The organism is Psychroflexus sp. S27 (genome assembly GCF_002810405.1).
Lineage (GTDB): Bacteria > Bacteroidota > Bacteroidia > Flavobacteriales > Flavobacteriaceae > Psychroflexus > Psychroflexus halocasei_A.
In genome coordinates, this window is the sequence record NZ_NEXQ01000024.1 from 406,925 (window position 1) to 426,510 (window position 19,586).

The following is a 19,586-nucleotide window of genomic DNA, read 5'->3' on the forward strand; positions in this document are numbered from 1 at the left end:
TCTTGGCTAGAAAAATGTTGCAAGTCTGATGTGTATTTTTGTATTATTAAAGTCAATATCACTGTTGTCTGTAAATCCGTTAGCCATGATGATACGGATGTTTGTGTTGTTTTGTTGCAGTGATAATCCAAATCCAAAACTGTAGTAATTTGTCCGAATTTTATTTAAATCATTGAAAGACAACAAATAATCTGTAATTCCGATAATTGTGAGTGTTTCAGTTAATTCAAAGTTGTGGTCTAGCCTTAATGAGCTATATTTTGTTGAAATTATACTGTTTTCAAGAAATCCTCTGATGCTATTTATGCCGCCAATTCTAAATGTTTCATTGTTAAGATAGTTTTTAGAAGATAAAAGAGCGTTCTCGTTTTGTATCAATAAATGATACGTTTTGTTAAAATTAACTTTGTTGAAATATTTGATCTCTAGTAAAGTTTGATTGTCTGTTGTTTCTGTTTTGCGTTGGCCAAATTCAGTACTTAATTCAATTTGGCCTAAATTTTCCCATCTCGCACCAAAAGTTGCGCTGAATGCATTGTACTTAAAGTCTTTGTTTGTCTCTTCGTTAATTGCATTTGACTTTCTTGTTTGGTAGCTACCTTTTATATAATAGGTTTTGTTGATGTTGAAATTTAATCCAGCTTTGAAGCTTGTGTTTGTGTAAGATGAATCTTGTCTGAAAATCTGAAAATTTGTTTCTAGATCAAATCTTGAATTAAATATAAATGGATACGTCAATTCTGCTCTGATGGTTTCTTGGTCAGAATCTGTGTTCTTGTAATTGAGTTGAAAACTTTCTCCGGCATTTAAATTATTGTTGAGTTCTAATTCTAAATCACCACTGAGTTTGAACTTGTCATTTTCATTTGAAAATCCCAGTACACCGTCAAACATATTTCTGCTCGCTTTCTCGGTATATAGATAAAGAACGCTTTTGTCTTTTTTATATAAGACACTCGGGTTTTTAATTAATTTAAAACTGAGCTTGTTTTGTAGATATTCCAATTCTTCATTTATCTTTTGTTTACTTAAATTTTTCTTCCCAATATTCAAGCTGCGTTTTATTTGTTTTGATGAAAGAGGAGTATAGCCTTTAATAATTAAATCATCGATACGTCTTTTTTGGTTTTTAGTAATCACTAATTCCATTTTGATGAGATGCGTATCTAGTTGTGTGATTTTGTCAATATTTATTTCGTTGAAAGGAAAACCTTGATCGCTGTAGTTTTGGTTGATTTGTTTTAAAGTGCTTTTTAGATTCTTAAATGAGATTTCTGAAGATTGTTTTTTCTGATCAGGTGATTTATATGATAATTTAATTTTTTCTATTAAATCACCCTTTTTAATATGAAGAGAATCATTTTTTAAATTAATTTCAGAAAAAATGTAACCTTTTTTCTGAAGGCTATCTAAAGCGGATTTCTTGTCAATATGATTATTAATATTAAGCTGAAGTTTTTCTAATAATCTTAGGCTTTTCTCATTAAAAGGCTTTTTTTCTTGGGAAAAAGAGTTTGTCACGCTTAAGATGAAAGCGAGTAGAATCCAAAATATATGATTTCTTAGTGGTGTCATTATCAGGCCTTCAATATTAAATAAAATTTGTTTCCTATTGATAATTAATGAATTAATATTTGTCAAATAAAATTATTTTAATACATTTGCAAACCTTAAAAAAGATTAAATAATTTAAGCAAAATTATGCCAACAATTTCACAGTTAGTAAGAAACGGAAGACGCTCGATGACTAAGAAGAGTAAATCGGTGGCTTTAGATTCTTGTCCTCAACGCCGTGGAGTATGTACGCGTGTTTACACAACGACGCCAAAGAAACCTAACTCAGCTATGAGAAAAGTAGCCAGAGTTAGATTGACAAATGGTAAGGAAGTAAACGCATACATCCCAGGAGAAGGACACAATCTACAAGAACACTCGATAGTATTAGTTAGAGGCGGTAGAGTAAAAGATTTACCAGGAGTAAGATATCATATTGTGCGTGGAGCACTTGATACAGCTGGTGTAGAAGGTCGTTTACAGAGACGCTCTAAGTATGGTGCAAAACGTCCAAAGAAATAAAAATACTTAAAGCAAAGACATGAGAAAAAAACAAGTTAAACAAAGACCACTATTACCAGATCCAAAGTTTGGTGACCAGTTAGTGACTCGATTTGTGAACATGATGATGTGGGATGGTAAGAAATCAATTGCATTTAAGATTTTTTATGATGCAATTGATCTTGTTGAAGAAAAAAAGCAAGATGATGAAAAGACTGCATTAGAGATTTGGAAAGATGCTTTATCAAACGTTATGCCTCACGTAGAAGTGAGAAGTAGACGTGTTGGTGGTGCGACTTTTCAGATTCCAGCGCAAATCAGACCAGATCGTAAAATTTCAATCGCTATGAAGTGGTTGATTGGATACTCTAGAAAAAGAAACGAAAAAACAATGTCTGCTAAGCTAGCAGCTGAAGTACTTGCTGCTGCCAAAGAAGAAGGTGCTGCAGTGAAGAAGCGTGTTGATACGCACAGAATGGCTGAAGCAAACAAAGCATTCTCACATTTTAGATTCTAAAACATAATGGCACAAAGAGATTTAAAATATACAAGAAATATAGGTATCGCCGCCCACATTGATGCCGGAAAAACGACAACTTCAGAAAGAATTTTATTCTATACTGGGGTTAACCATAAGATTGGAGAGACTCATGAAGGAGCTGCAACTATGGACTGGATGGAGCAAGAGCAGGAGAGAGGTATTACAATTACTTCTGCAGCAACGCACTGTACATGGAATTATAGAGATCAAGAATATGTCGTTAATATTATCGATACACCTGGTCACGTTGATTTTACAGTTGAAGTTGAGCGTTCATTAAGAGTTTTGGATGGTGTTGTTGCATTGTTTAGTGCGGTTGATGGTGTTGAGCCACAGTCGGAAACAGTGTGGAGGCAAGCTGATAAATATAAAGTTCCTCGTTTAGGTTTTGTAAATAAAATGGATAGACAGGGTGCTGATTTCTTTAACGTGTGTAATCAGGTAAGGGAAATGTTAGGTGGTAACCCAGTTCCATTGCAGGTTCCTATCGGAGATGAGCTTGATTTTAAAGGTGTTGTTGATTTAATATCTAAAAAAGCAATCGTTTGGGATGATGAAAATTTCGGTATGACTTATACGGAAATTGAGATTCCTGAAGAACTTGTAGAGGATGTTAATAAGTATAGAGCTGAGCTTGTTGAAGCTGTTGCTGAATATGATGAAGAGTTGATGGAGAAGTTTTTTGAAGATGAGAACTCGATCACTGAAGATGAAATCATTTCTGCTTTAAGAGCTGCAACAATTGACATGTCGATCATTCCGATGATGTGTGGTTCTGCTTTCAAAAATAAAGGTGTTCAAGCTATGCTTGATGGTGTGATGCGCTACTTGCCATCACCAGTTGATGTAGAGGCGATTGAAGGTGAAAATCCAGAAACAGGTGAGCCTGAATCTAGAAAACCAAATGTTAACTCACCATTTTCTGCTTTAGCTTTTAAAATTGCTACTGATCCTTTCGTAGGTCGTTTGGCATTTTTTAGAACTTATTCAGGAGCCTTAGATGCAGGGTCGTATGTCTTAAATAACCGTTCTGGAAAAAAAGAAAGAATTTCTAGAATGTATCAAATGCACTCTAATAAACAAGAGCCTATCGATCGTATTGAAGCTGGAGATATTGGAGCGGCTGTTGGTTTTAAAGATATTAAAACAGGTGATACATTAACTAGTCTTGATTCTCCTATTGTTTTGGAGTCTATGACGTTTCCTGATCCTGTAATCGGTATTGCTGTTGAGCCTAAAACAAAAGCAGATGTTGAAAAACTCGGTGTTGCTTTGTCTAAATTAGCAGAAGAAGATCCAACTTTCCAGGTTAAAACTGATGAAGCTTCAGGTCAAACAATTATTTCAGGTATGGGAGAGTTGCATATCGAAATCTTAGTTGATCGTTTAAAGCGTGAATTCAAAGTTGAAGTTAATGAAGGTGAGCCACAAGTTGAATATAAAGAAGCTGTTACTAAATCTGCCGAACACCGTGAGGTCTATAAGAAACAATCAGGTGGTCGTGGTAAGTTTGCTGATATTGTATTTGAGATGGGGCCTGTAGATGATGATTTTGAAGGAACTGGACTTCAGTTTGTTGATAAAATTAAAGGAGGTCGTATTCCTAAAGAATTTATTCCTTCAGTAGAAAAAGGATTTAAAGAGTCTATGAAAAACGGTCCTTTGGCTGGTTTTAAAATGGATAGCTTAAAAGTGACTTTAACTGACGGTTCATTCCACCCTGTGGATTCAGATCAATTATCATTTGAGTTGGCTGCAAAAATGGGTTATAGGGCTTCTGCAAAAAAAGCTGGAGCTGTTGTTCTTGAGCCAATCATGAAGGTTGAAGTTGTAACTCCAGAGGAGAGTATGGGTGATATTGTCGGTGATTTGAACAGAAGAAGAGGTCAGGTTAATGATATGTCTGATCGTTCAGGTGCTAAGGTAATTAAAGCAGATGTGCCATTATCAGAAATGTTTGGTTACGTTACAACTTTAAGAACATTATCATCAGGTCGTGCAACTTCTACAATGGAGTTTGCAGAATATAAAGAAACGCCTTCTAATGTTTCGGAAGAAGTTATTAAGGCAGCAACAGGATCAAACGAATAATAAGTATCATGAGTCAAAAAATTAGAATAAAATTAAAATCATACGATTACAATCTAGTAGATAAATCTGCTGAAAAGATTGTTAAGACTGTGAAAACGACAGGAGCTGTTGTGACTGGACCAATTCCTTTACCAACAAAGAAAAAAATCTTTACGGTTTTAAGATCTCCACACGTTAATAAAAAAGCGAGAGAACAATTTCAATTGGACTCTTATAAGAGATTGCTAGATATCTACAGTTCTTCATCAAAAACGATAGATGCGTTGATGAAGCTTGAGTTGCCTAGTGGTGTCGAAGTAGAAATTAAAGTTTAATTAATTTATAAATTATAAATATGTCTGGGTTAATAGGAAAGAAAATCGGTATGACAAGCCTTTTCGATGAAAATGGAAAGAATATTCCATGTACAGTAATCGAAGCTGGCCCGTGTATCGTTACCCAAGTCAGAACCGAAGAGGTTGACGGGTATAGTGCTCTTCAACTTGGTTTCGATGACAAATCAGACAAAAATGCCACCAAAGCTGACTTAGGTCACTTCAAAAAAGCTGGCACTTCTGTTAAGAGACAAGTTATCGAATTTCAAGGATTTGAAGAAGAACATGCTTTAGGTGATGCAGTGACTGTTGATATTTTCTCTGAAGGAGAATTTGTTGATGTTCAAGGTACATCAAAAGGTAAAGGTTTTCAGGGTGTTGTCAAGAGACACAACTTTAGAGGGTCTACGAAAACACATGGTCAGCAAAGCGTCCTTAGAGCTCCAGGTTCTGTAGGTGCTGCATCTTATCCTGCAAGAGTTTTCAAAGGGATGAGAATGGCTGGTCAAATGGGAAACACAAAAGTTAAAGTTCAAAATCTTAGAGTTTTAAAAGTTGTTCCTGAGAAAAATATCCTTGTTATTAAAGGGTGTGTTCCAGGAAGTAAAAACTCTTACGTAACTATTCTTAAATAATGAAAGTAGCAGTTTTAGATATAAATGGCCAGAAAACAGGACGAGAAATCGATATTTTAGATTCTGTGTTCGCTATTGAGCCAAACGATCATGCGATCTATTTAGATGTTAAGCAGCACTTAGCTAATAAACGTCAAGGAACGCATAAGGCAAAAGAAAGAGCTGAGATTAAAGGAAGTACTCGTAAGATTAAAAAACAAAAAGGTACTGGTACCGCACGTGCTGGTAGTATTAAGTCTCCAATCTTTAGAGGTGGTGGGCGTGTTTTTGGTCCTAGAGTTCGTGATTATAGTCAAAAGCTTAATAAAAAAGTTAAACGTTTAGCACGTCGTTCGGCATTGTCACAGAAAATGGCAGCTGATCATTTGTTTGTTATCGAAGATTTTTCTTTTGATACACCAAAAACGAAAGACTTTATTAAAGTTTTAGAAGCATTTAAGGCAACTGATAAAAAATCTACATTTGTGTTGAATGCAGAAAATAAAAATGTATATTTGTCAGCGCGAAATTTAGAGCGCTCAAATGTTGTAAGTCATTCAGAATTAAACACTTACGCTGTTATGAATTCTAATGTATTATACATCGCTGAGTCTCAAATTGAGTCTTTGCAAGAAATTTTAGGTAAATAAATTAATTATGAGTGTCATTATTAAACCATTAATTACTGAAAAGTCTACACATTTAAGTGAGACAGCTAACACTTTTGTTTTCTTAGTTGATGAGAAAGCAAACAAGGTTCAGATCAAGAATGAGGTCGAATCTATTTATGGTGTTTCAGTAGACCAAGTAAGAACTATGCGTGTTTTGCCTAAATTTAAGACAAGATATACGAAGACAGGAATTGTGTCTGGTAAGACAAACTCTTACAAGAAAGCAATGATCAAAGTCTCTGAAGGAGACACTATTGATATATATAATAATCTTTAAAAAGATAGAATGTCGGTTAAAAAATTAAAACCAGTAACTCCAGGCCAGCGTTTTAAAGTTGTCAACAATAACGACGTTGTAACAACTGATAAGCCGGAAAAGTCATTACTTTTTCCGATAAAAAAGTCTGGTGGTCGTAACAACCAAGGGAAAATGACCATGCGCTACATTGGTGGTGGTCATAAGAGAAGATACAGACTTATCGATTTTAAAAGAGATAAGAAAGGTGTAGAAGCTGTCGTTGAGTCAATACAATATGACCCAAACCGTACGGCTTATATCGCTTTATTGAAATATGAAGATGGTGAGAAAAGATACATCATAGCGCCAAACGGATTAAAAGTTGGGCAGTCAATTATTTCAGGAGACGATAATATTCCAACAGAAGTTGGTAACGCTATGCCGTTGTCAAAAATTCCTTTTGGTACTATTATTTCTTGTGTTGAGCTTAGGCCAGAGCAAGGAGCTGTTTTAGCGAGAAGTGCAGGAACTTTTGCGCAATTAACAGCTAGAGAGGGGCGTTATGTCTCTATTAAATTACCTTCAGGTGAAGTACGTATGGTGTTAGGGGATTGTTTAGCTATGGTTGGTGCTGTTTCGAACAGTGATCATCAGTTAATCGTTTCTGGTAAAGCAGGTCGTTCACGTTGGTTAGGAAGAAGACCAAGAACTAGACCAGTAGTTATGAACCCAGTTGATCACCCGATGGGTGGTGGTGAAGGTAAGTCCTCAGGAGGTCATCCAAGATCAAGAAAAGGACTGCCAGCTAAAGGTTTTAGAACTAGGTCTAGAACTAAGCAAAGCAATAAGCACATTATAGAACGTAAAAAGAAATAATAGATATGGCTCGTTCATTAAAAAAAGGACCGTTTGTCCATTATAAATTAGAAAGAAAAGTTGCTCAGAATGTTGAGTCTGGTAAGAAAAATGTTATCAAGACTTGGTCAAGAGCATCTGTGATTGTCCCTGATTTCGTTGGTCAAACAATTGGCGTTCACAACGGGAGACAGTTTGTGCCTGTTTTTGTTACAGAAAACATGGTCGGACATAAGTTAGGAGAGTTTTCTCCAACGAGAACATTTAGAGGTCATCAAGGATCTAAAAACAAAGGTAAAAAGTAATAAGTCATGGGAGTAAGAAAAAGAGAAAGTGCAGCTCGACTGAAAGAAGCTAAAGCAGATCTTGCTTTTGCTAAGTTGAATAACTGTCCGACTTCGCCAAGAAAAATGAGGCTTGTTGCTGACCTTGTCAGAGGAAAGAAAGTCAATGATGCCTTAAACCTTTTGAAGTTTTCTACTAAAGAAGCTTCAGGTAGAGTGGAGAAACTATTATTATCTGCAATTTCAAATTGGCAGCAAAAAAACGAGGATCAGGATATTGAAACTGCTGACTTGTACGTCAAAGAAATCAAAGTAGATAGTGGAAGTATGCTAAAAAGATTGCGTCCAGCACCGCAAGGTCGTGCGCATAGAATTCGTAAAAGATCAAACCATGTAACGTTGATACTTGGTGAAAATAATAATACGCAAAGCTAAGGAAGAATATGGGACAAAAAACAAATCCAATTGGTAACAGACTTGGTATCATTAAAGGTTGGGAATCTAACTGGTACGGTGGTAACGATTATGGAGATAATCTTGCCGAAGACGACAGAATTAGAAAGTATATCCATGCACGTCTTTCAAAAGCGAGCGTATCGCGTGTAATCATTGAGCGCACACTTAAACTTGTAACCGTTACTATCACTACTGCTCGCCCTGGTATTATTATCGGGAAAGGTGGTCAAGAGGTAGACAAGTTGAAAGAAGAGCTTAAAAAGATTACAAGCAAGGAAGTTCAGGTCAATATCTTTGAGATCAAAAGACCAGAGCTTGATGCAGAATTGGTTGCAGCTAGTGTTGCAAGACAAATCGAAAACAGAATTTCTTATAGAAGAGCAACAAAAATGGCTATTGCGGCTGCTATGAGAATGAATGCAGAAGGGATTAAAATCCAAATTTCAGGACGATTGAATGGCGCAGAAATGGCGCGTGTTGAATCGTACAAAGAAGGAAGAATTCCTTTATCAACTTTTAGAGCTGATATTGATTACGCTTTAGCTGAAGCGCATACGACTTATGGTCGTTTGGGTGTTAAGGTGTGGATTATGAAAGGTGAAGTTTATGGTAAACGTGAACTTTCTCCGTTAGTCGGCATGTCTAAAAAGGATAATAAAGGAAAAGCACGTCGTAAAGCACGTCGTAGAAAGTAATTAATCAATAAAGATTAAAAAATGTTACAGCCAAAAAGGACAAAGTATCGTAAACATCAGAAGGGAAGAATGAAAGGTAATGCCGGAAGAGGGCATAGACTTTCAAACGGAACTTTTGGAATAAAATCTTTAGACGCTTCTTTTATTAACTCACGTCAAATAGAAGCTGCGCGTATTGCTGCTACTCGTTACATGAAAAGAGAAGGTTCGTTATGGATTAAAATTTTTCCAGACAAGCCAATTACAAAAAAGCCTCTTGAAGTAAGAATGGGTAAAGGTAAAGGTGCGGTTGAATATTATGCTGCAGTTGTTAAGCCAGGACGAATTATTTTTGAAATAGGCGGAGTGCCTGAAGCAGTTGCAAAAGAGGCTTTACGTCTTGCAGCTCAAAAATTACCTGTGAAAACTAAATTTATTGTAGCTAGAGACTACCAAGAATAATAATATGATGAAGCAGTCTGAAATAAAAGAATTGTCAGTATCTGATTTACAAGAAGCATTGACAAATTCACAAGCAAAATTGAATGAGTTAAAATTAACTCATCAAGTATCTCCTTTAGATAATCCATCTCAAATTAAAGAAGAGAGAAGAACTATAGCGAGAATCTATACAGAGATTTCAAAAAGAGAATTAGAATAATTCTAATTAACATGGAAAAAAGAAACTTAAGAAAAGAACGTATCGGTATCGTTACAAGCAACAAAATGGAAAAATCTATTGTTGTTTCTGAGGTGAAGAAAATGAAACATCCATTATATGGAAAGTTCGTTTTGAACACGAAGAAGTATGTTGCGCATGATGAAGAAAACACATGTAATGAAGGCGATACTGTAAAGATTATGGAAACTAGACCTATGAGCAAGTCAAAACGCTGGAGGTTAGTTGATGTAATAGAAAGAGCAAAATAAAATGGTACAACAAGAATCAAGATTAAAAGTAGCAGACAATACTGGCGCAAAAGAAGTGCTTGTTATTCGAGTGCTCGGTGGTACTAAGAGACGTTATGCGTCTGTTGGTGATAAAGTTGTGGTCAGTGTTAAAGAATCAACTCCAAACGGAGCTATCAAGAAAGGTGCTGTATCTACAGCGGTTGTTGTTAGAACTTTAAAGGAAATAAGACGTCCTGATGGATCGTATATTCGTTTTGATGATAACGCTTGTGTTTTATTAAACCCAACAGGGGAAATGAGAGGAACTCGTGTTTTTGGCCCAGTCGCTAGAGAATTGAGAGATAACAAATTCATGAAAATTATATCACTAGCACCAGAAGTGCTTTAATCTATTTAACATGAAGAAGTTTAAGATAAAAGTAGATGATCAAGTTCGCGTAATCGCGGGTGATGACAAAGGCAAAGAGGGAAAAGTAGTGAAAATCCTTAAAGATAAAAATAGAGTTATTGTTGAAGGTGTTGGAATGATTTCTAAACACCAGAAACCTTCAGCTTCAAATCCACAAGGTGGAATTACTGAAAAAGAAGCACCTATCCATTTATCTAATGTTTCGCTACTCACTAAAGATAATCAAACAACACGTGTTGGTTACAAATATGAGGATGGTAAAAAGCTTAGAATTTCTAAGAAGACAAAAGAAGTAATTTAATTATGACTTACGTACCAAGATTAAAAGAAGAATATTCAAATAGAATTCTAAACTCTCTAACAGAAGAGTATAGCTATTCAAATAGATTTGAGGTGCCTAAATTAACTAAGATTGTTCTTAGTAGAGGTATTGGTGACGCTATAGCTGATAAAAAATTGATCGATCACTCTTTAGAAGAGTTTGCTCAAATTACAGGTCAGCAAGCAATTACAACTTACTCTAAGAAAGACGTTGCTTCTTTCAAACTTAGAAAAGGAATGCCTATTGGTGTTAAAGTGACTTTGAGAGGTTATAGAATGTATGAATTCTTAGACCGTTTAATCACATCAGCACTTCCACGTGTTCGTGATTTTCAAGGAATCAATCCAAGTGGTTTTGATGGTAGAGGTAATTACAACTTAGGAGTCACAGAACAAATTATCTTTCCAGAAATAAATATTGACCGTGTCAATAGAATTTCAGGTTTAGATATTAGTTTTGTAACAACTGCTAACACAGACCAAGAAGCTAAATCATTATTAACTGAATTAGGTTTACCTTTTAAAAAGAAGTAATTATGGCAAAAGAATCAATGAAAGCCCGTGAGGTGAAAAGACAAAAAATGGTTGATAAGTATGCTGAAAAGAGAAAAGCTTTGAAAGAAGCTGGTGACTATGATGCATTACAAAAGCTTCCAAAAAATGCTTCTCCAGTTAGATTACATAATAGATGTAAATTAACAGGAAGACCTAAAGGTTATATGAGGCAATTTGGTCTTTCACGTGTTATGTTCAGAGAAATGGCCAACAAAGGATTAATTCCTGGCGTTAAAAAAGCCAGTTGGTAACCAATTAAAAATAATCAAAATGAATATAGATCCAGTTGCAGATTATTTAACAAGAATTAGAAACGCGGTTTTGGCAAAGCATAGAGTTGTTGAGATACCTGCTTCTAATTTAAAAAGAGAAATGACCAAAATCTTATTTGATCAAGGTTATATTCTTAGTTATAAATTTATGGATGATAGCAAACAAGGCATCATCAAGATAGCGTTAAAGTACGACAAACACAATAACGATCCTGTTATTAAGCATATAGAAAGAGCCAGTAAGCCTGGTTTAAGAAAATATGCTAACCATACAGAAATTCCACGTGTCCTTAATGGTCTTGGTATTTCTATTATGTCAACTTCTCACGGAGTGATGACAGGAAGACAAGCTCAGCGTGAGCATATTGGTGGTGAAGTCCTTTGTTACGTTTACTAATATATCAAAAATTAAAGTAATGTCAAGAATAGGAAAAAGTCCAGTAAATATACCAGATGGCGTCACAGTAACTTTTGACGATAAAACTAACGTAATTACCGTAAAAGGTAAATTAGGTGAGTTGACACAAAAAGTTGAAGACATCACTGTGAAGTTAGAAGACAATCAGGTTTTACTTGAGCGTCCATCTGAGAAAAAAGACATGAAATCTAAGCATGGTCTATACAGAGCATTGATCAACAATATGGTTGAAGGTGTTTCTGAAGGCTTTACAAAAGAACTTGAACTTGTAGGTGTTGGTTATAGAGCATCTAGTCAAGGTCAAAAATTAGATATAGCGATTGGCTTTTCACATAACATCGTTTTAAACTTAGCTCCTGAAGTTAAGGTAGAAACTGTGAGTGAAAAAGGTAAAAATCCAATTATCAAATTAAGTTCTTTTGATAAGCAACTTGTCACACAAGTCGCTGCTAAAATTAGATCGTTTAGAGCTCCAGAACCTTACAAAGGTAAAGGTGTGAAGTATGTTGGAGAATATATAAGAAGAAAAGCAGGTAAATCAGCTTAATTTTAGTTATGGCATTTTCAAAAGAAGTAAGAAGAAAAAAAATCAGAAATCGTGTTCGTAAGAACATTAAGGGTACTGAAAATAAACCTAGACTTTCTGTATATAGAAGTAACAAGTGCATTTATGCACAGTTAATTGATGATGTGCAAGGCGTTACTATCGCTGCAGTTTCATCAAGAGATAAGGATATGAATATTGATGGTCTTAACAAGACAGATGCTTCTGTTAAAGTTGGAGAGGCAATTGCCAAGAAAGCTTTAGGTAAAGGCATCGAAGCTGTCTCTTTCGATAGAGGAGGTTATTTATATCACGGTAGAGTTAAATCATTAGCGGAAGGCGCCCGTTCGGGTGGATTAAAATTTTAAAGTATGTTTCATAAATATAAAAATGTTGAAACCGTAAAACCTGGCGGACTTGATCTTAAAGACAAACTTGTTGGAGTTCAACGTGTAACAAAGGTAACTAAAGGTGGTAGAGCTTTTGGATTTACTGCTATTGTTGTCGTTGGTAACGAAGAAGGTGTTGTTGGTCAAGGTTTAGGAAAGTCTAAAGAGGTTGCAGAAGCAATTTCTAAGGCAGTAGAAGACGCTAAGAAAAACTTAGTGAGAATTCCACTTTACAAAAAAACGATTCCTCACGAAATTTTAGGAAAATATGGTGGAGGTCGTGTGCTTTTAATTCCAGCATCTGAAGGTACTGGAGTTATCGCAGGTGGTCCTATCAGAATCGTACTTGAATCTGTAGGTATTCATGATGTTTTATCTAAAAGTCAAGGATCTTCAAACCCTCATAACATGGTCAAAGCTACTTTTGATGCTTTACTGAGATTGAGAAGTCCTGAGGTGATAGCTAAGCAAAGAGGAATTACACTTGATAAACTTTTTAACGGATAGAATCATGGCAAAAATAAAAGTTACCAAAGTTAGAAGCGCGATCAATCGCCGAAAGGATCAAAAGTTAACACTTGAGGCCTTAGGATTGAAGAGAATTGGCCAATCGAATACTTTAGATTTATCTAAATCTGTTCAAGGTATGGTCAACAAAGTTAATCACTTAGTTACTGTAGAAGAAATATAAGTATGGAGTTACATAATTTAAAACCTGCCAAAGGTTCAGTAAAATCAAAATCTCAACGTCGCGGAAGAGGTGAAGCTTCAGGTAATGGAGGAACAGCTGGTAGAGGTCATAAAGGAGCAAAGTCTCGTTCAGGATACTCTCGTAAGCTTGGTTTTGAAGGTGGTCAAATGCCTTTACAAAGACGTCTTCCAAAATTTGGATTTACTAATCCAAACCGTGTTGAGTATCAAACAATCAACTTGGATAAAATTCAAGAGCTTATTGATGATAAAAAAGTGTCAGATAAATTATCTATAGATGATTTAATCGAACTTAATTTAATCAATAAAAATAAACCTCTTAAGGTTTTAGGTTCTGGAGAATTAAAATCTAAAGTTGACGTTAGTGCAAATAAATTTTCTAAATCAGCAGAAAAAGCTATTTTAGCGGCTGGTGGAAAAATTGAAACTATTTAAGACAGAAATTTATGAAGTTTTTTGATACTTTAAAAAATATATGGAAGATCGAAGAGTTAAAGAATCGTATTCTTTTAACTCTTGGCTTGTTATTGGTGTACAGATTTGGTGCTCAAGTTGTTCTTCCTGGTGTAGATGCAGCAGCTTTAGACAGTCTTGCTAGACAAACTGATGGAGGTTTGTTAGGTTTATTAAACGCTTTCACTGGAGGTGCATTTTCTAATGCTTCCGTTTTCGCGTTGGGTATTATGCCTTACATCTCTGCCTCTATTGTTGTTCAATTAATGACAATTGCCATTCCATATCTTCAAAAACTTCAAAAAGAAGGTGAAAGTGGTCAAAAGAAAATCACTCAAATTACTAGATGGTTAACAATCGGGATTACTTTAGTACAAGGACCAGGTTATATCTACAATTTATTTAACACGCTTCCTCCTAACGCATTTTTGCTTGAAAGTTCTTTTACTTTCGTTGCTTCTTCTGTGGTTATTCTAACAACAGGTTGTATTTTTGCAATGTGGTTAGGAGAAAGAATTACTGATAAAGGAATTGGAAATGGTATTTCATTATTAATTATGGTTGGTATTATAGCAACTCTTCCTCAAGCTTTCTTGCAAGAACTTAGTTCTCGTGTCTCTGAAAGTAATGGAGGGTTGATTATGATCTTGATTGAATTAGTGATTTGGTTTGTGATTATCTATGCATCAATTATGCTTGTTAGAGCTGTAAGACAAATACCAGTACAATACGCAAGAAAATCTGCGTCTGGTAAGTTTGAAAAACAGTCATTCGGTGGCGCTAGACAATTTATTCCCTTAAAGTTAAATGCTTCTGGTGTTATGCCAATCATTTTTGCGCAAGCAATTATGTTTATTCCGGCAGCCGTTGCGGGTCTTTCAGAAAGCGATGCGGCACAAGGTGTTACTGCAGCATTCCAAGATATTTTTGGATTCTGGTACAACCTAGTGTTTGGATTGCTAATTGTTGTCTTCACTTTCTTCTATACTGCGATTACAGTACCGACGAATAAGATGGCTGACGATTTGAAAAGAAGCGGTGGATTCATTCCTGGCATACGTCCAGGTTCTGAAACAGCAGAATTTTTAGATAGAATTATGTCTCAAATTACCTTACCGGGTTCTATATTTCTTGCAATTATCGCTGTATTCCCAGCTGTAATTTCATTATTAGGAGTTCAGCAAGGTTGGGCATTATTCTTCGGAGGAACATCACTATTAATTATGGTCGGTGTAGCAATTGATACTATTGAACAAGTTAATTCATACTTGTTGAATAGGCATTATGATGGATTAATGAAAAATAGTAAAAATAGAAAAGCAGTCGCTTAATTATGGCTAAACAACCTTCTATAGAACAAGACGGAACGATCATCGAAGCATTGTCTAATGCAATGTTTAGAGTAGAGCTGGAAAACGAACACGTTGTCACAGCACATATCTCTGGTAAAATGCGAATGCATTATATTAAACTTTTGCCAGGAGATAAAGTAAAACTAGAAATGAGCCCTTACGATTTAACGAAGGCTCGAATAACTTATAGATATTAAATGTTATGAAAGTTAGAGCATCAATTAAAAAAAGAAGTTCTGATTGCAAAATTGTCCGTAGAAAAGGCAGACTTTATGTAATTAATAAGAAGAATCCTAAATTTAAACAAAGACAAGGATAATTATGGCTAGAATCGCAGGTATTGATATTCCTAAACAAAAAAGAGGTGTTATTTCTTTAACATACATCTTTGGAATTGGGAACGGTAGAGCTAAAGATATTTTAGCAAAAGCAGACGTTGACGAAAACTTAAAAGTTTCTGAGTGGTCTGATGAGCAAATAAGTAGAATTAGAAGTGCTGTATCAGAATTTACCATTGAAGGTGAATTACGTTCAGAAGTTCAAATGAACATCAAGCGTTTGATGGACATTGGTAGTAATCGTGGTATCCGTCATCGTATGAGCTTACCATTAAGAGGCCAAAGAACTAAAAATAACTCTCGAACACGTAAAGGGAGAAGAAAAACAGTTGCTAACAAAAAGAAAGTAACTAAATAATTAAATTATGGCAAAGTCAACAGCTAAGAAAAGAAAAGTAGTTGTAGATTCAATAGGTGAAGCACATATCTTTGCTTCTTTTAACAACGTTATTGTTTCTATATCTAATAAAAACGGAGATGTCATCTCATGGTCATCAGCTGGTAAGATGGGCTTCAAAGGAAGTAAGAAAAATACGCCTTACGCTGCTCAATTATCTGCCGAAGATGCTGCAAAAGTTGCTTACGATCTTGGATTAAGAAAAGTAAAGGTTTATGTGAAGGGTCCTGGTAATGGACGTGAATCTGCAATCAGATCTTTACATAATTCAGGTGTTGAAGTGACTGAAATTATTGACATTACTCCAATTCCACACAACGGTTGTCGTCCACCAAAAAGACGTCGCGTTTAATTAAATTACTAACGTCATCGGAGGAAGTGAGACCTTAATCCATGACACAAACAAAGTTATAAAATGGCAAGATATACTGGTCCAAAAACTAAAATTGCTAGAAAATTTGGTGAACCAATTTTCGGTGAAGATAAGTCTTTTGAAAAAAGAAATTATCCTCCAGGTCAACATGGAAACAACAGAAGACGTGGAAAAAAATCTGAGTATGCACTTCAATTAACCGAAAAGCAAAAAGCGAAGTACACATACGGAATTTTAGAAAAGCAATTTAGAAACCTTTTCGAAAAAGCAAATAAGAGAGCTGGTATTACTGGTGAAATCTTATTACAATTATGTGAGTCTAGACTTGATAATGTTGTTTACAGATTAGGCATTGCTCCGACAAGAAGCGCTGCAAGACAACTTGTTTCTCACAAACATATCACTGTTAACGGATCTCTCGTTAACATTCCTTCTTATCAATTAAAGCCTAACGATGTTGTTGGTGTTAGAGAGAAATCTAAATCTCTTATCACTATCAAAGATTCTTTAGCAAATTCGAGTAAAACTTACGAATGGATGACATGGAACAGTGAAAAGCTTGAAGGTACTTATGTTAGTATTCCTGAGCGTATCCAAATTCCAGAAAACATCAACGAACAATTTATAGTTGAGTTATACTCTAAATAATCACTTACAGTAAAAACTATGGCATTATTTAATTTCCAAAAGCCCGATAAGGTAATCATGATTGATTCTACTGATTTTGAGGGTAAATTCGAATTCAGACCACTAGAACCTGGTTATGGTTTAACTGTTGGTAATGCATTGCGCAGAGTTTTACTTTCTTCCCTTGAAGGTTTCGCGATTACTTCTGTTAGAATAGAAGGAGTCGATCATGAATTTTCAACGATCAAAGGAGTTGTAGAAGATGTTACAGAAATTATTCTAAACCTTAAGCAAGTTCGTTTTAGAAAAAAACTTGAGGATGTTGATAATGAAACTGTTTCAATCTCTTTTTCAGGTAGCGATCAATTAAAAGCTGGTGACTTCCAAAAATTCATTACTGGATTTGATGTCTTAAACCCAGACTTGGTTATCTGTAATCTTGACTCTAAAGTTTCTCTTAATATAGAGTTGACTTTAGAAAAAGGTAGAGGTTACGTCACGGCTGAAGAAAACAAAAACGATAAAGCACCTTTAGGAACTATTTTCGTTGATTCTATCTTTACACCAATCAAAAATGTAAAGTATAGTATCGAAAACTATCGTGTTGAGCAAAAAACGGATTATGAGAAACTTGTTTTCGAAATTATCGGTGATGGCTCTATACAACCTAAAGATGCATTAACAGAAGCTGCTAAAACTTTAATTCACCACTTTATGTTATTCTCAGATGAGAGAATTACACTTGAGGCTGATGAATTATCACATGCAGAAACTTATGATGAAGAATCACTTCACATGAGACAGCTACTGAAAACTAAACTAGTTGACCTTGACCTATCTGTGAGAGCGCTTAACTGTTTAAAAGCTGCAGAAGTTGAAACTTTAGGTGACTTAGTTTCTTACAACAAAAGTGATTTAATGAAGTTTAGAAATTTTGGTAAAAAATCTCTTACTGAATTAGAAGAACTTGTCGAAAGTAAAGGTCTTGATTTCGGTATGGATCTTTCAAAATATAAATTAGATAAAGACTAACTCAAAGTCTAAAACGTTAAAAGATGAGACACGGAAAGAAATTTAATCATTTAAGCAGAACATCTTCGCACAGAAAAGCGATGTTGTCTAACATGGCATGTTCTCTTATACAACATAAAAGAATTAACACAACTGTCGCTAAAGCTAAAGCTTTGCGCAAGTTTGTTGAGCCTATCATTACTAAATCTAAACTTGACAATACACATAACAGAAGATTAGTTTTTTCTTCATTGAAAGACAAATATGCTGTTGCTGAATTGTTTAGAGAGGTTGCTCCTAAAGTTGCTGACAGACCAGGTGGATACACACGTATCATTAAGCTTGGAAATAGACTAGGGGATGCTGCAGATATGGCAATGATAGAATTAGTTGACTTCAATGAGGTTTACTCTTTAGATGAGAAATCTTCTAAAAAGAAATCGACGCGTAGAGCAGGTAAGAAATCTAAAGAAACTGAATCAGCAACAACTGCTGAGGATTCTAAAGAAGAAAATAAAGATAATGAATAAATCTATTCAAATTCTTAAATAATTTTTGAAAGGGATAAAGTCGCATTTATCCCTTTTTTTATACCCTAAACTTATGAAATACAATCAAACAGAAAATGCTGTCGTTCTCCTTCAAGATGGAACAATTTTTCATGGGAAGGCAGTCGGTGACCTTAATTATGCATTAGGTGAAATTTGCTTTAACACTGGTATGACTGGTTATCAAGAAGTCTTTACTGATCCATCATATTTTGGTCAAATTATGGTGACTACCAATGCTCATATTGGTAATTACGGAACCAATAACCAAGATATGGAATCTTCAAAAGTTCAAATATCAGGTTTGGTTTGTAAAAACTTTGCATTGAATCCGTCTCGCGTTGATTCTGATTTATCTCTTTCTGATTTTATTTCTCAAAATAAGCTTCATACGATTTCTGATGTTGATACACGAGCTTTAGTCAGACACATTCGTAAGCATGGTGCAATGAATGCTGTTATTGGTAAATTGAGTTTAGGTATTGATTTTCTAAAAGAAAAACTTTCAGCTCATCCATCTATGAATGGCTTAGAACTAGCTTCTCAAGTTTCTACTAAAGAGATATATGAAGTAGCTGTTGATAATCCACAATACCATGTTGGTATTTTAGACTTAGGCATTAAGCAAAATATCATTAGAGAGTTAAAGAAAAGAAACTGTCGCCTAACTGTTTTTCCTTTTGATACTAAATTAGAAACTTTAAAAGACTATAAATTTGATGGTTTTTTTGTTTCAAATGGTCCAGGAGATCCATCTCCTTTAAAAAATGCCACTGAAATTGCTAAACATTATCTAGAGATTGATATGCCTTATTTTGGTATTTGCCTTGGGCACCAAATTTTAGCACAGTCATTAGGAATTTCTACTTTTAAAATGCACAATGGGCACAGAGGTATCAATCATCCTGTTCAGAATTTACTGACTGGTAAAGATGAAGTAACTTCACAAAATCATGGTTTTGCTGTCGATCGTGAATCAGCTGAGAATCATCGTGATGTTGATATATCACATGTCCATCTTAATGATCATACTTTGGCTGGAATACGTCACAAAACGAAGCCAGCTTTTTCAGTACAATATCATCCTGAAGCCTCTCCAGGACCAAATGATGCAATGTATCTTTTTGATGATTTCATCGAATTGATGCAGAACGCTTAAACTC

At 35.1% G+C, this 19,586-nt stretch carries 34 protein-coding genes; 33 read left to right on the forward strand and 1 reads right to left on the reverse strand.

The genetic code is table 11. The features are described from left to right. Positions 1 to 6 precede the first annotated feature (6 nt). Positions 7 to 1,641, reverse strand: a complete 1,635-nt coding sequence (locus CAP47_RS09625) for a hypothetical protein (protein WP_100776422.1) — start codon at positions 1,639 to 1,641, stop codon at positions 7 to 9. 60 nt (positions 1,642 to 1,701) lie between these two features. Between CAP47_RS09625 and rpsL the strand changes: the two genes are divergently transcribed. The 33 genes from rpsL (at position 1,702) to carA (ending at position 19,582) form a co-directional block, all read left to right on the forward strand. Then, the gene (gene rpsL / locus CAP47_RS09630; RefSeq protein WP_093237901.1) at positions 1,702 to 2,076 is read left to right on the forward strand and encodes a 30S ribosomal protein S12; all 375 of its coding nucleotides are present in this window, start codon (positions 1,702 to 1,704) and stop codon (positions 2,074 to 2,076) included. 19 nt (positions 2,077 to 2,095) lie between these two features. Further along, entirely contained in the window at positions 2,096 to 2,572 is a 477-nt protein-coding gene (gene rpsG, locus CAP47_RS09635) for a 30S ribosomal protein S7 (RefSeq protein ID WP_100776423.1), read from the forward strand. A gap of 6 nt (positions 2,573 to 2,578) precedes the next feature. Then, complete coding sequence (gene fusA, locus CAP47_RS09640) at positions 2,579 to 4,687, forward strand: elongation factor G (RefSeq protein ID WP_100776424.1); 2,109 nt, start codon at positions 2,579 to 2,581, stop codon at positions 4,685 to 4,687. Positions 4,688 to 4,695: 8 nt separating this feature from the next. Then, positions 4,696 to 5,001 (forward strand): 30S ribosomal protein S10, encoded by a 306-nt coding sequence (gene rpsJ / locus CAP47_RS09645; RefSeq protein WP_093237890.1) that lies wholly within the window; start codon positions 4,696 to 4,698, stop codon positions 4,999 to 5,001. 20 nt (positions 5,002 to 5,021) lie between these two features. After that, complete coding sequence (gene rplC, locus CAP47_RS09650; protein WP_100776425.1) at positions 5,022 to 5,636, forward strand: 50S ribosomal protein L3; 615 nt, start codon at positions 5,022 to 5,024, stop codon at positions 5,634 to 5,636. Beyond that, complete coding sequence (rplD, locus tag CAP47_RS09655) at positions 5,636 to 6,265, forward strand: 50S ribosomal protein L4 (RefSeq protein ID WP_100776426.1); 630 nt, start codon at positions 5,636 to 5,638, stop codon at positions 6,263 to 6,265. Before rplC ends, rplD begins: the two co-directional genes overlap by 1 nt. A gap of 7 nt (positions 6,266 to 6,272) precedes the next feature. Further along, positions 6,273 to 6,563 (forward strand): 50S ribosomal protein L23, encoded by a 291-nt coding sequence (rplW, locus tag CAP47_RS09660; protein WP_100776427.1) that lies wholly within the window; start codon positions 6,273 to 6,275, stop codon positions 6,561 to 6,563. Positions 6,564 to 6,572: 9 nt separating this feature from the next. Then, the gene (rplB, locus tag CAP47_RS09665; RefSeq protein ID WP_100776428.1) at positions 6,573 to 7,400 is read left to right on the forward strand and encodes a 50S ribosomal protein L2; all 828 of its coding nucleotides are present in this window, start codon (positions 6,573 to 6,575) and stop codon (positions 7,398 to 7,400) included. Positions 7,401 to 7,405: 5 nt separating this feature from the next. After that, positions 7,406 to 7,684 (forward strand): 30S ribosomal protein S19, encoded by a 279-nt coding sequence (rpsS, locus tag CAP47_RS09670; RefSeq protein WP_093237875.1) that lies wholly within the window; start codon positions 7,406 to 7,408, stop codon positions 7,682 to 7,684. Positions 7,685 to 7,690: 6 nt separating this feature from the next. After that, positions 7,691 to 8,098, forward strand: a complete 408-nt coding sequence (gene rplV, locus CAP47_RS09675; protein ID WP_093237872.1) for a 50S ribosomal protein L22 — start codon at positions 7,691 to 7,693, stop codon at positions 8,096 to 8,098. 8 nt (positions 8,099 to 8,106) lie between these two features. Beyond that, positions 8,107 to 8,814, forward strand: coding sequence for a 30S ribosomal protein S3 (gene rpsC / locus CAP47_RS09680; RefSeq protein WP_093237869.1), 708 nt, complete (start codon positions 8,107 to 8,109; stop codon positions 8,812 to 8,814). Between the two features lie 21 nt (positions 8,815 to 8,835). Further along, complete coding sequence (rplP, locus tag CAP47_RS09685; protein WP_093237866.1) at positions 8,836 to 9,255, forward strand: 50S ribosomal protein L16; 420 nt, start codon at positions 8,836 to 8,838, stop codon at positions 9,253 to 9,255. Between the two features lie 4 nt (positions 9,256 to 9,259). Continuing rightward, positions 9,260 to 9,454, forward strand: coding sequence for a 50S ribosomal protein L29 (gene rpmC, locus CAP47_RS09690; RefSeq protein ID WP_394330486.1), 195 nt, complete (start codon positions 9,260 to 9,262; stop codon positions 9,452 to 9,454). An 11-nt stretch (positions 9,455 to 9,465) separates the two neighbouring features. Beyond that, complete coding sequence (rpsQ, locus tag CAP47_RS09695) at positions 9,466 to 9,723, forward strand: 30S ribosomal protein S17 (RefSeq protein WP_100776429.1); 258 nt, start codon at positions 9,466 to 9,468, stop codon at positions 9,721 to 9,723. A 1-nt stretch (position 9,724) separates the two neighbouring features. Then, positions 9,725 to 10,093, forward strand: coding sequence for a 50S ribosomal protein L14 (gene rplN / locus CAP47_RS09700; RefSeq protein ID WP_093237860.1), 369 nt, complete (start codon positions 9,725 to 9,727; stop codon positions 10,091 to 10,093). 10 nt (positions 10,094 to 10,103) lie between these two features. After that, positions 10,104 to 10,415: a 50S ribosomal protein L24 gene (rplX, locus tag CAP47_RS09705; RefSeq protein WP_100776430.1), complete on the forward strand. Its 312-nt coding sequence runs from the start codon at positions 10,104 to 10,106 to the stop codon at positions 10,413 to 10,415. A gap of 2 nt (positions 10,416 to 10,417) precedes the next feature. Next, the gene (gene rplE, locus CAP47_RS09710; protein WP_100776431.1) at positions 10,418 to 10,969 is read left to right on the forward strand and encodes a 50S ribosomal protein L5; all 552 of its coding nucleotides are present in this window, start codon (positions 10,418 to 10,420) and stop codon (positions 10,967 to 10,969) included. Positions 10,970 to 10,971: 2 nt separating this feature from the next. Continuing rightward, positions 10,972 to 11,241, forward strand: coding sequence for a 30S ribosomal protein S14 (rpsN, locus tag CAP47_RS09715; RefSeq protein ID WP_093237851.1), 270 nt, complete (start codon positions 10,972 to 10,974; stop codon positions 11,239 to 11,241). Positions 11,242 to 11,260: 19 nt separating this feature from the next. After that, positions 11,261 to 11,659, forward strand: a complete 399-nt coding sequence (gene rpsH / locus CAP47_RS09720) for a 30S ribosomal protein S8 (protein ID WP_093237848.1) — start codon at positions 11,261 to 11,263, stop codon at positions 11,657 to 11,659. A gap of 19 nt (positions 11,660 to 11,678) precedes the next feature. After that, positions 11,679 to 12,227 (forward strand): 50S ribosomal protein L6, encoded by a 549-nt coding sequence (gene rplF, locus CAP47_RS09725; protein ID WP_093237845.1) that lies wholly within the window; start codon positions 11,679 to 11,681, stop codon positions 12,225 to 12,227. Positions 12,228 to 12,235: 8 nt separating this feature from the next. Then, complete coding sequence (gene rplR / locus CAP47_RS09730; protein WP_100776432.1) at positions 12,236 to 12,592, forward strand: 50S ribosomal protein L18; 357 nt, start codon at positions 12,236 to 12,238, stop codon at positions 12,590 to 12,592. 3 nt (positions 12,593 to 12,595) lie between these two features. After that, on the forward strand, positions 12,596 to 13,120 hold the full coding sequence (gene rpsE / locus CAP47_RS09735) for a 30S ribosomal protein S5 (protein ID WP_093237841.1): 525 nt from the start codon (positions 12,596 to 12,598) through the stop codon (positions 13,118 to 13,120). Between the two features lie 4 nt (positions 13,121 to 13,124). Beyond that, positions 13,125 to 13,304 carry a 50S ribosomal protein L30 gene (rpmD, locus tag CAP47_RS09740; RefSeq protein ID WP_093237839.1) on the forward strand — a complete coding sequence of 60 codons (180 nt, stop codon included), beginning with the start codon at positions 13,125 to 13,127 and terminating at the stop codon, positions 13,302 to 13,304. A 2-nt stretch (positions 13,305 to 13,306) separates the two neighbouring features. Continuing rightward, the gene (rplO, locus tag CAP47_RS09745; protein ID WP_100776433.1) at positions 13,307 to 13,759 is read left to right on the forward strand and encodes a 50S ribosomal protein L15; all 453 of its coding nucleotides are present in this window, start codon (positions 13,307 to 13,309) and stop codon (positions 13,757 to 13,759) included. A gap of 11 nt (positions 13,760 to 13,770) precedes the next feature. Further along, complete coding sequence (gene secY / locus CAP47_RS09750; RefSeq protein ID WP_100776434.1) at positions 13,771 to 15,108, forward strand: preprotein translocase subunit SecY; 1,338 nt, start codon at positions 13,771 to 13,773, stop codon at positions 15,106 to 15,108. A gap of 2 nt (positions 15,109 to 15,110) precedes the next feature. After that, the gene (infA, locus tag CAP47_RS09755; RefSeq protein ID WP_073192298.1) at positions 15,111 to 15,326 is read left to right on the forward strand and encodes a translation initiation factor IF-1; all 216 of its coding nucleotides are present in this window, start codon (positions 15,111 to 15,113) and stop codon (positions 15,324 to 15,326) included. Positions 15,327 to 15,331: 5 nt separating this feature from the next. Then, positions 15,332 to 15,448: a type B 50S ribosomal protein L36 gene (gene ykgO / locus CAP47_RS09760; RefSeq protein WP_003442659.1), complete on the forward strand. Its 117-nt coding sequence runs from the start codon at positions 15,332 to 15,334 to the stop codon at positions 15,446 to 15,448. A gap of 2 nt (positions 15,449 to 15,450) precedes the next feature. Then, on the forward strand, positions 15,451 to 15,825 hold the full coding sequence (rpsM, locus tag CAP47_RS09765; protein WP_093237830.1) for a 30S ribosomal protein S13: 375 nt from the start codon (positions 15,451 to 15,453) through the stop codon (positions 15,823 to 15,825). 7 nt (positions 15,826 to 15,832) lie between these two features. Then, positions 15,833 to 16,216 carry a 30S ribosomal protein S11 gene (gene rpsK, locus CAP47_RS09770; protein ID WP_093237828.1) on the forward strand — a complete coding sequence of 128 codons (384 nt, stop codon included), beginning with the start codon at positions 15,833 to 15,835 and terminating at the stop codon, positions 16,214 to 16,216. A 63-nt stretch (positions 16,217 to 16,279) separates the two neighbouring features. Next, entirely contained in the window at positions 16,280 to 16,885 is a 606-nt protein-coding gene (gene rpsD, locus CAP47_RS09775) for a 30S ribosomal protein S4 (protein ID WP_100776435.1), read from the forward strand. A gap of 18 nt (positions 16,886 to 16,903) precedes the next feature. Next, positions 16,904 to 17,896 (forward strand): DNA-directed RNA polymerase subunit alpha, encoded by a 993-nt coding sequence (locus CAP47_RS09780; protein WP_093237822.1) that lies wholly within the window; start codon positions 16,904 to 16,906, stop codon positions 17,894 to 17,896. Between the two features lie 23 nt (positions 17,897 to 17,919). Continuing rightward, positions 17,920 to 18,405, forward strand: a complete 486-nt coding sequence (gene rplQ, locus CAP47_RS09785; RefSeq protein WP_093237819.1) for a 50S ribosomal protein L17 — start codon at positions 17,920 to 17,922, stop codon at positions 18,403 to 18,405. A 73-nt stretch (positions 18,406 to 18,478) separates the two neighbouring features. After that, on the forward strand, positions 18,479 to 19,582 hold the full coding sequence (carA, locus tag CAP47_RS09790; protein WP_100776436.1) for a glutamine-hydrolyzing carbamoyl-phosphate synthase small subunit: 1,104 nt from the start codon (positions 18,479 to 18,481) through the stop codon (positions 19,580 to 19,582). Positions 19,583 to 19,586: the final 4 nt, after the last annotated feature.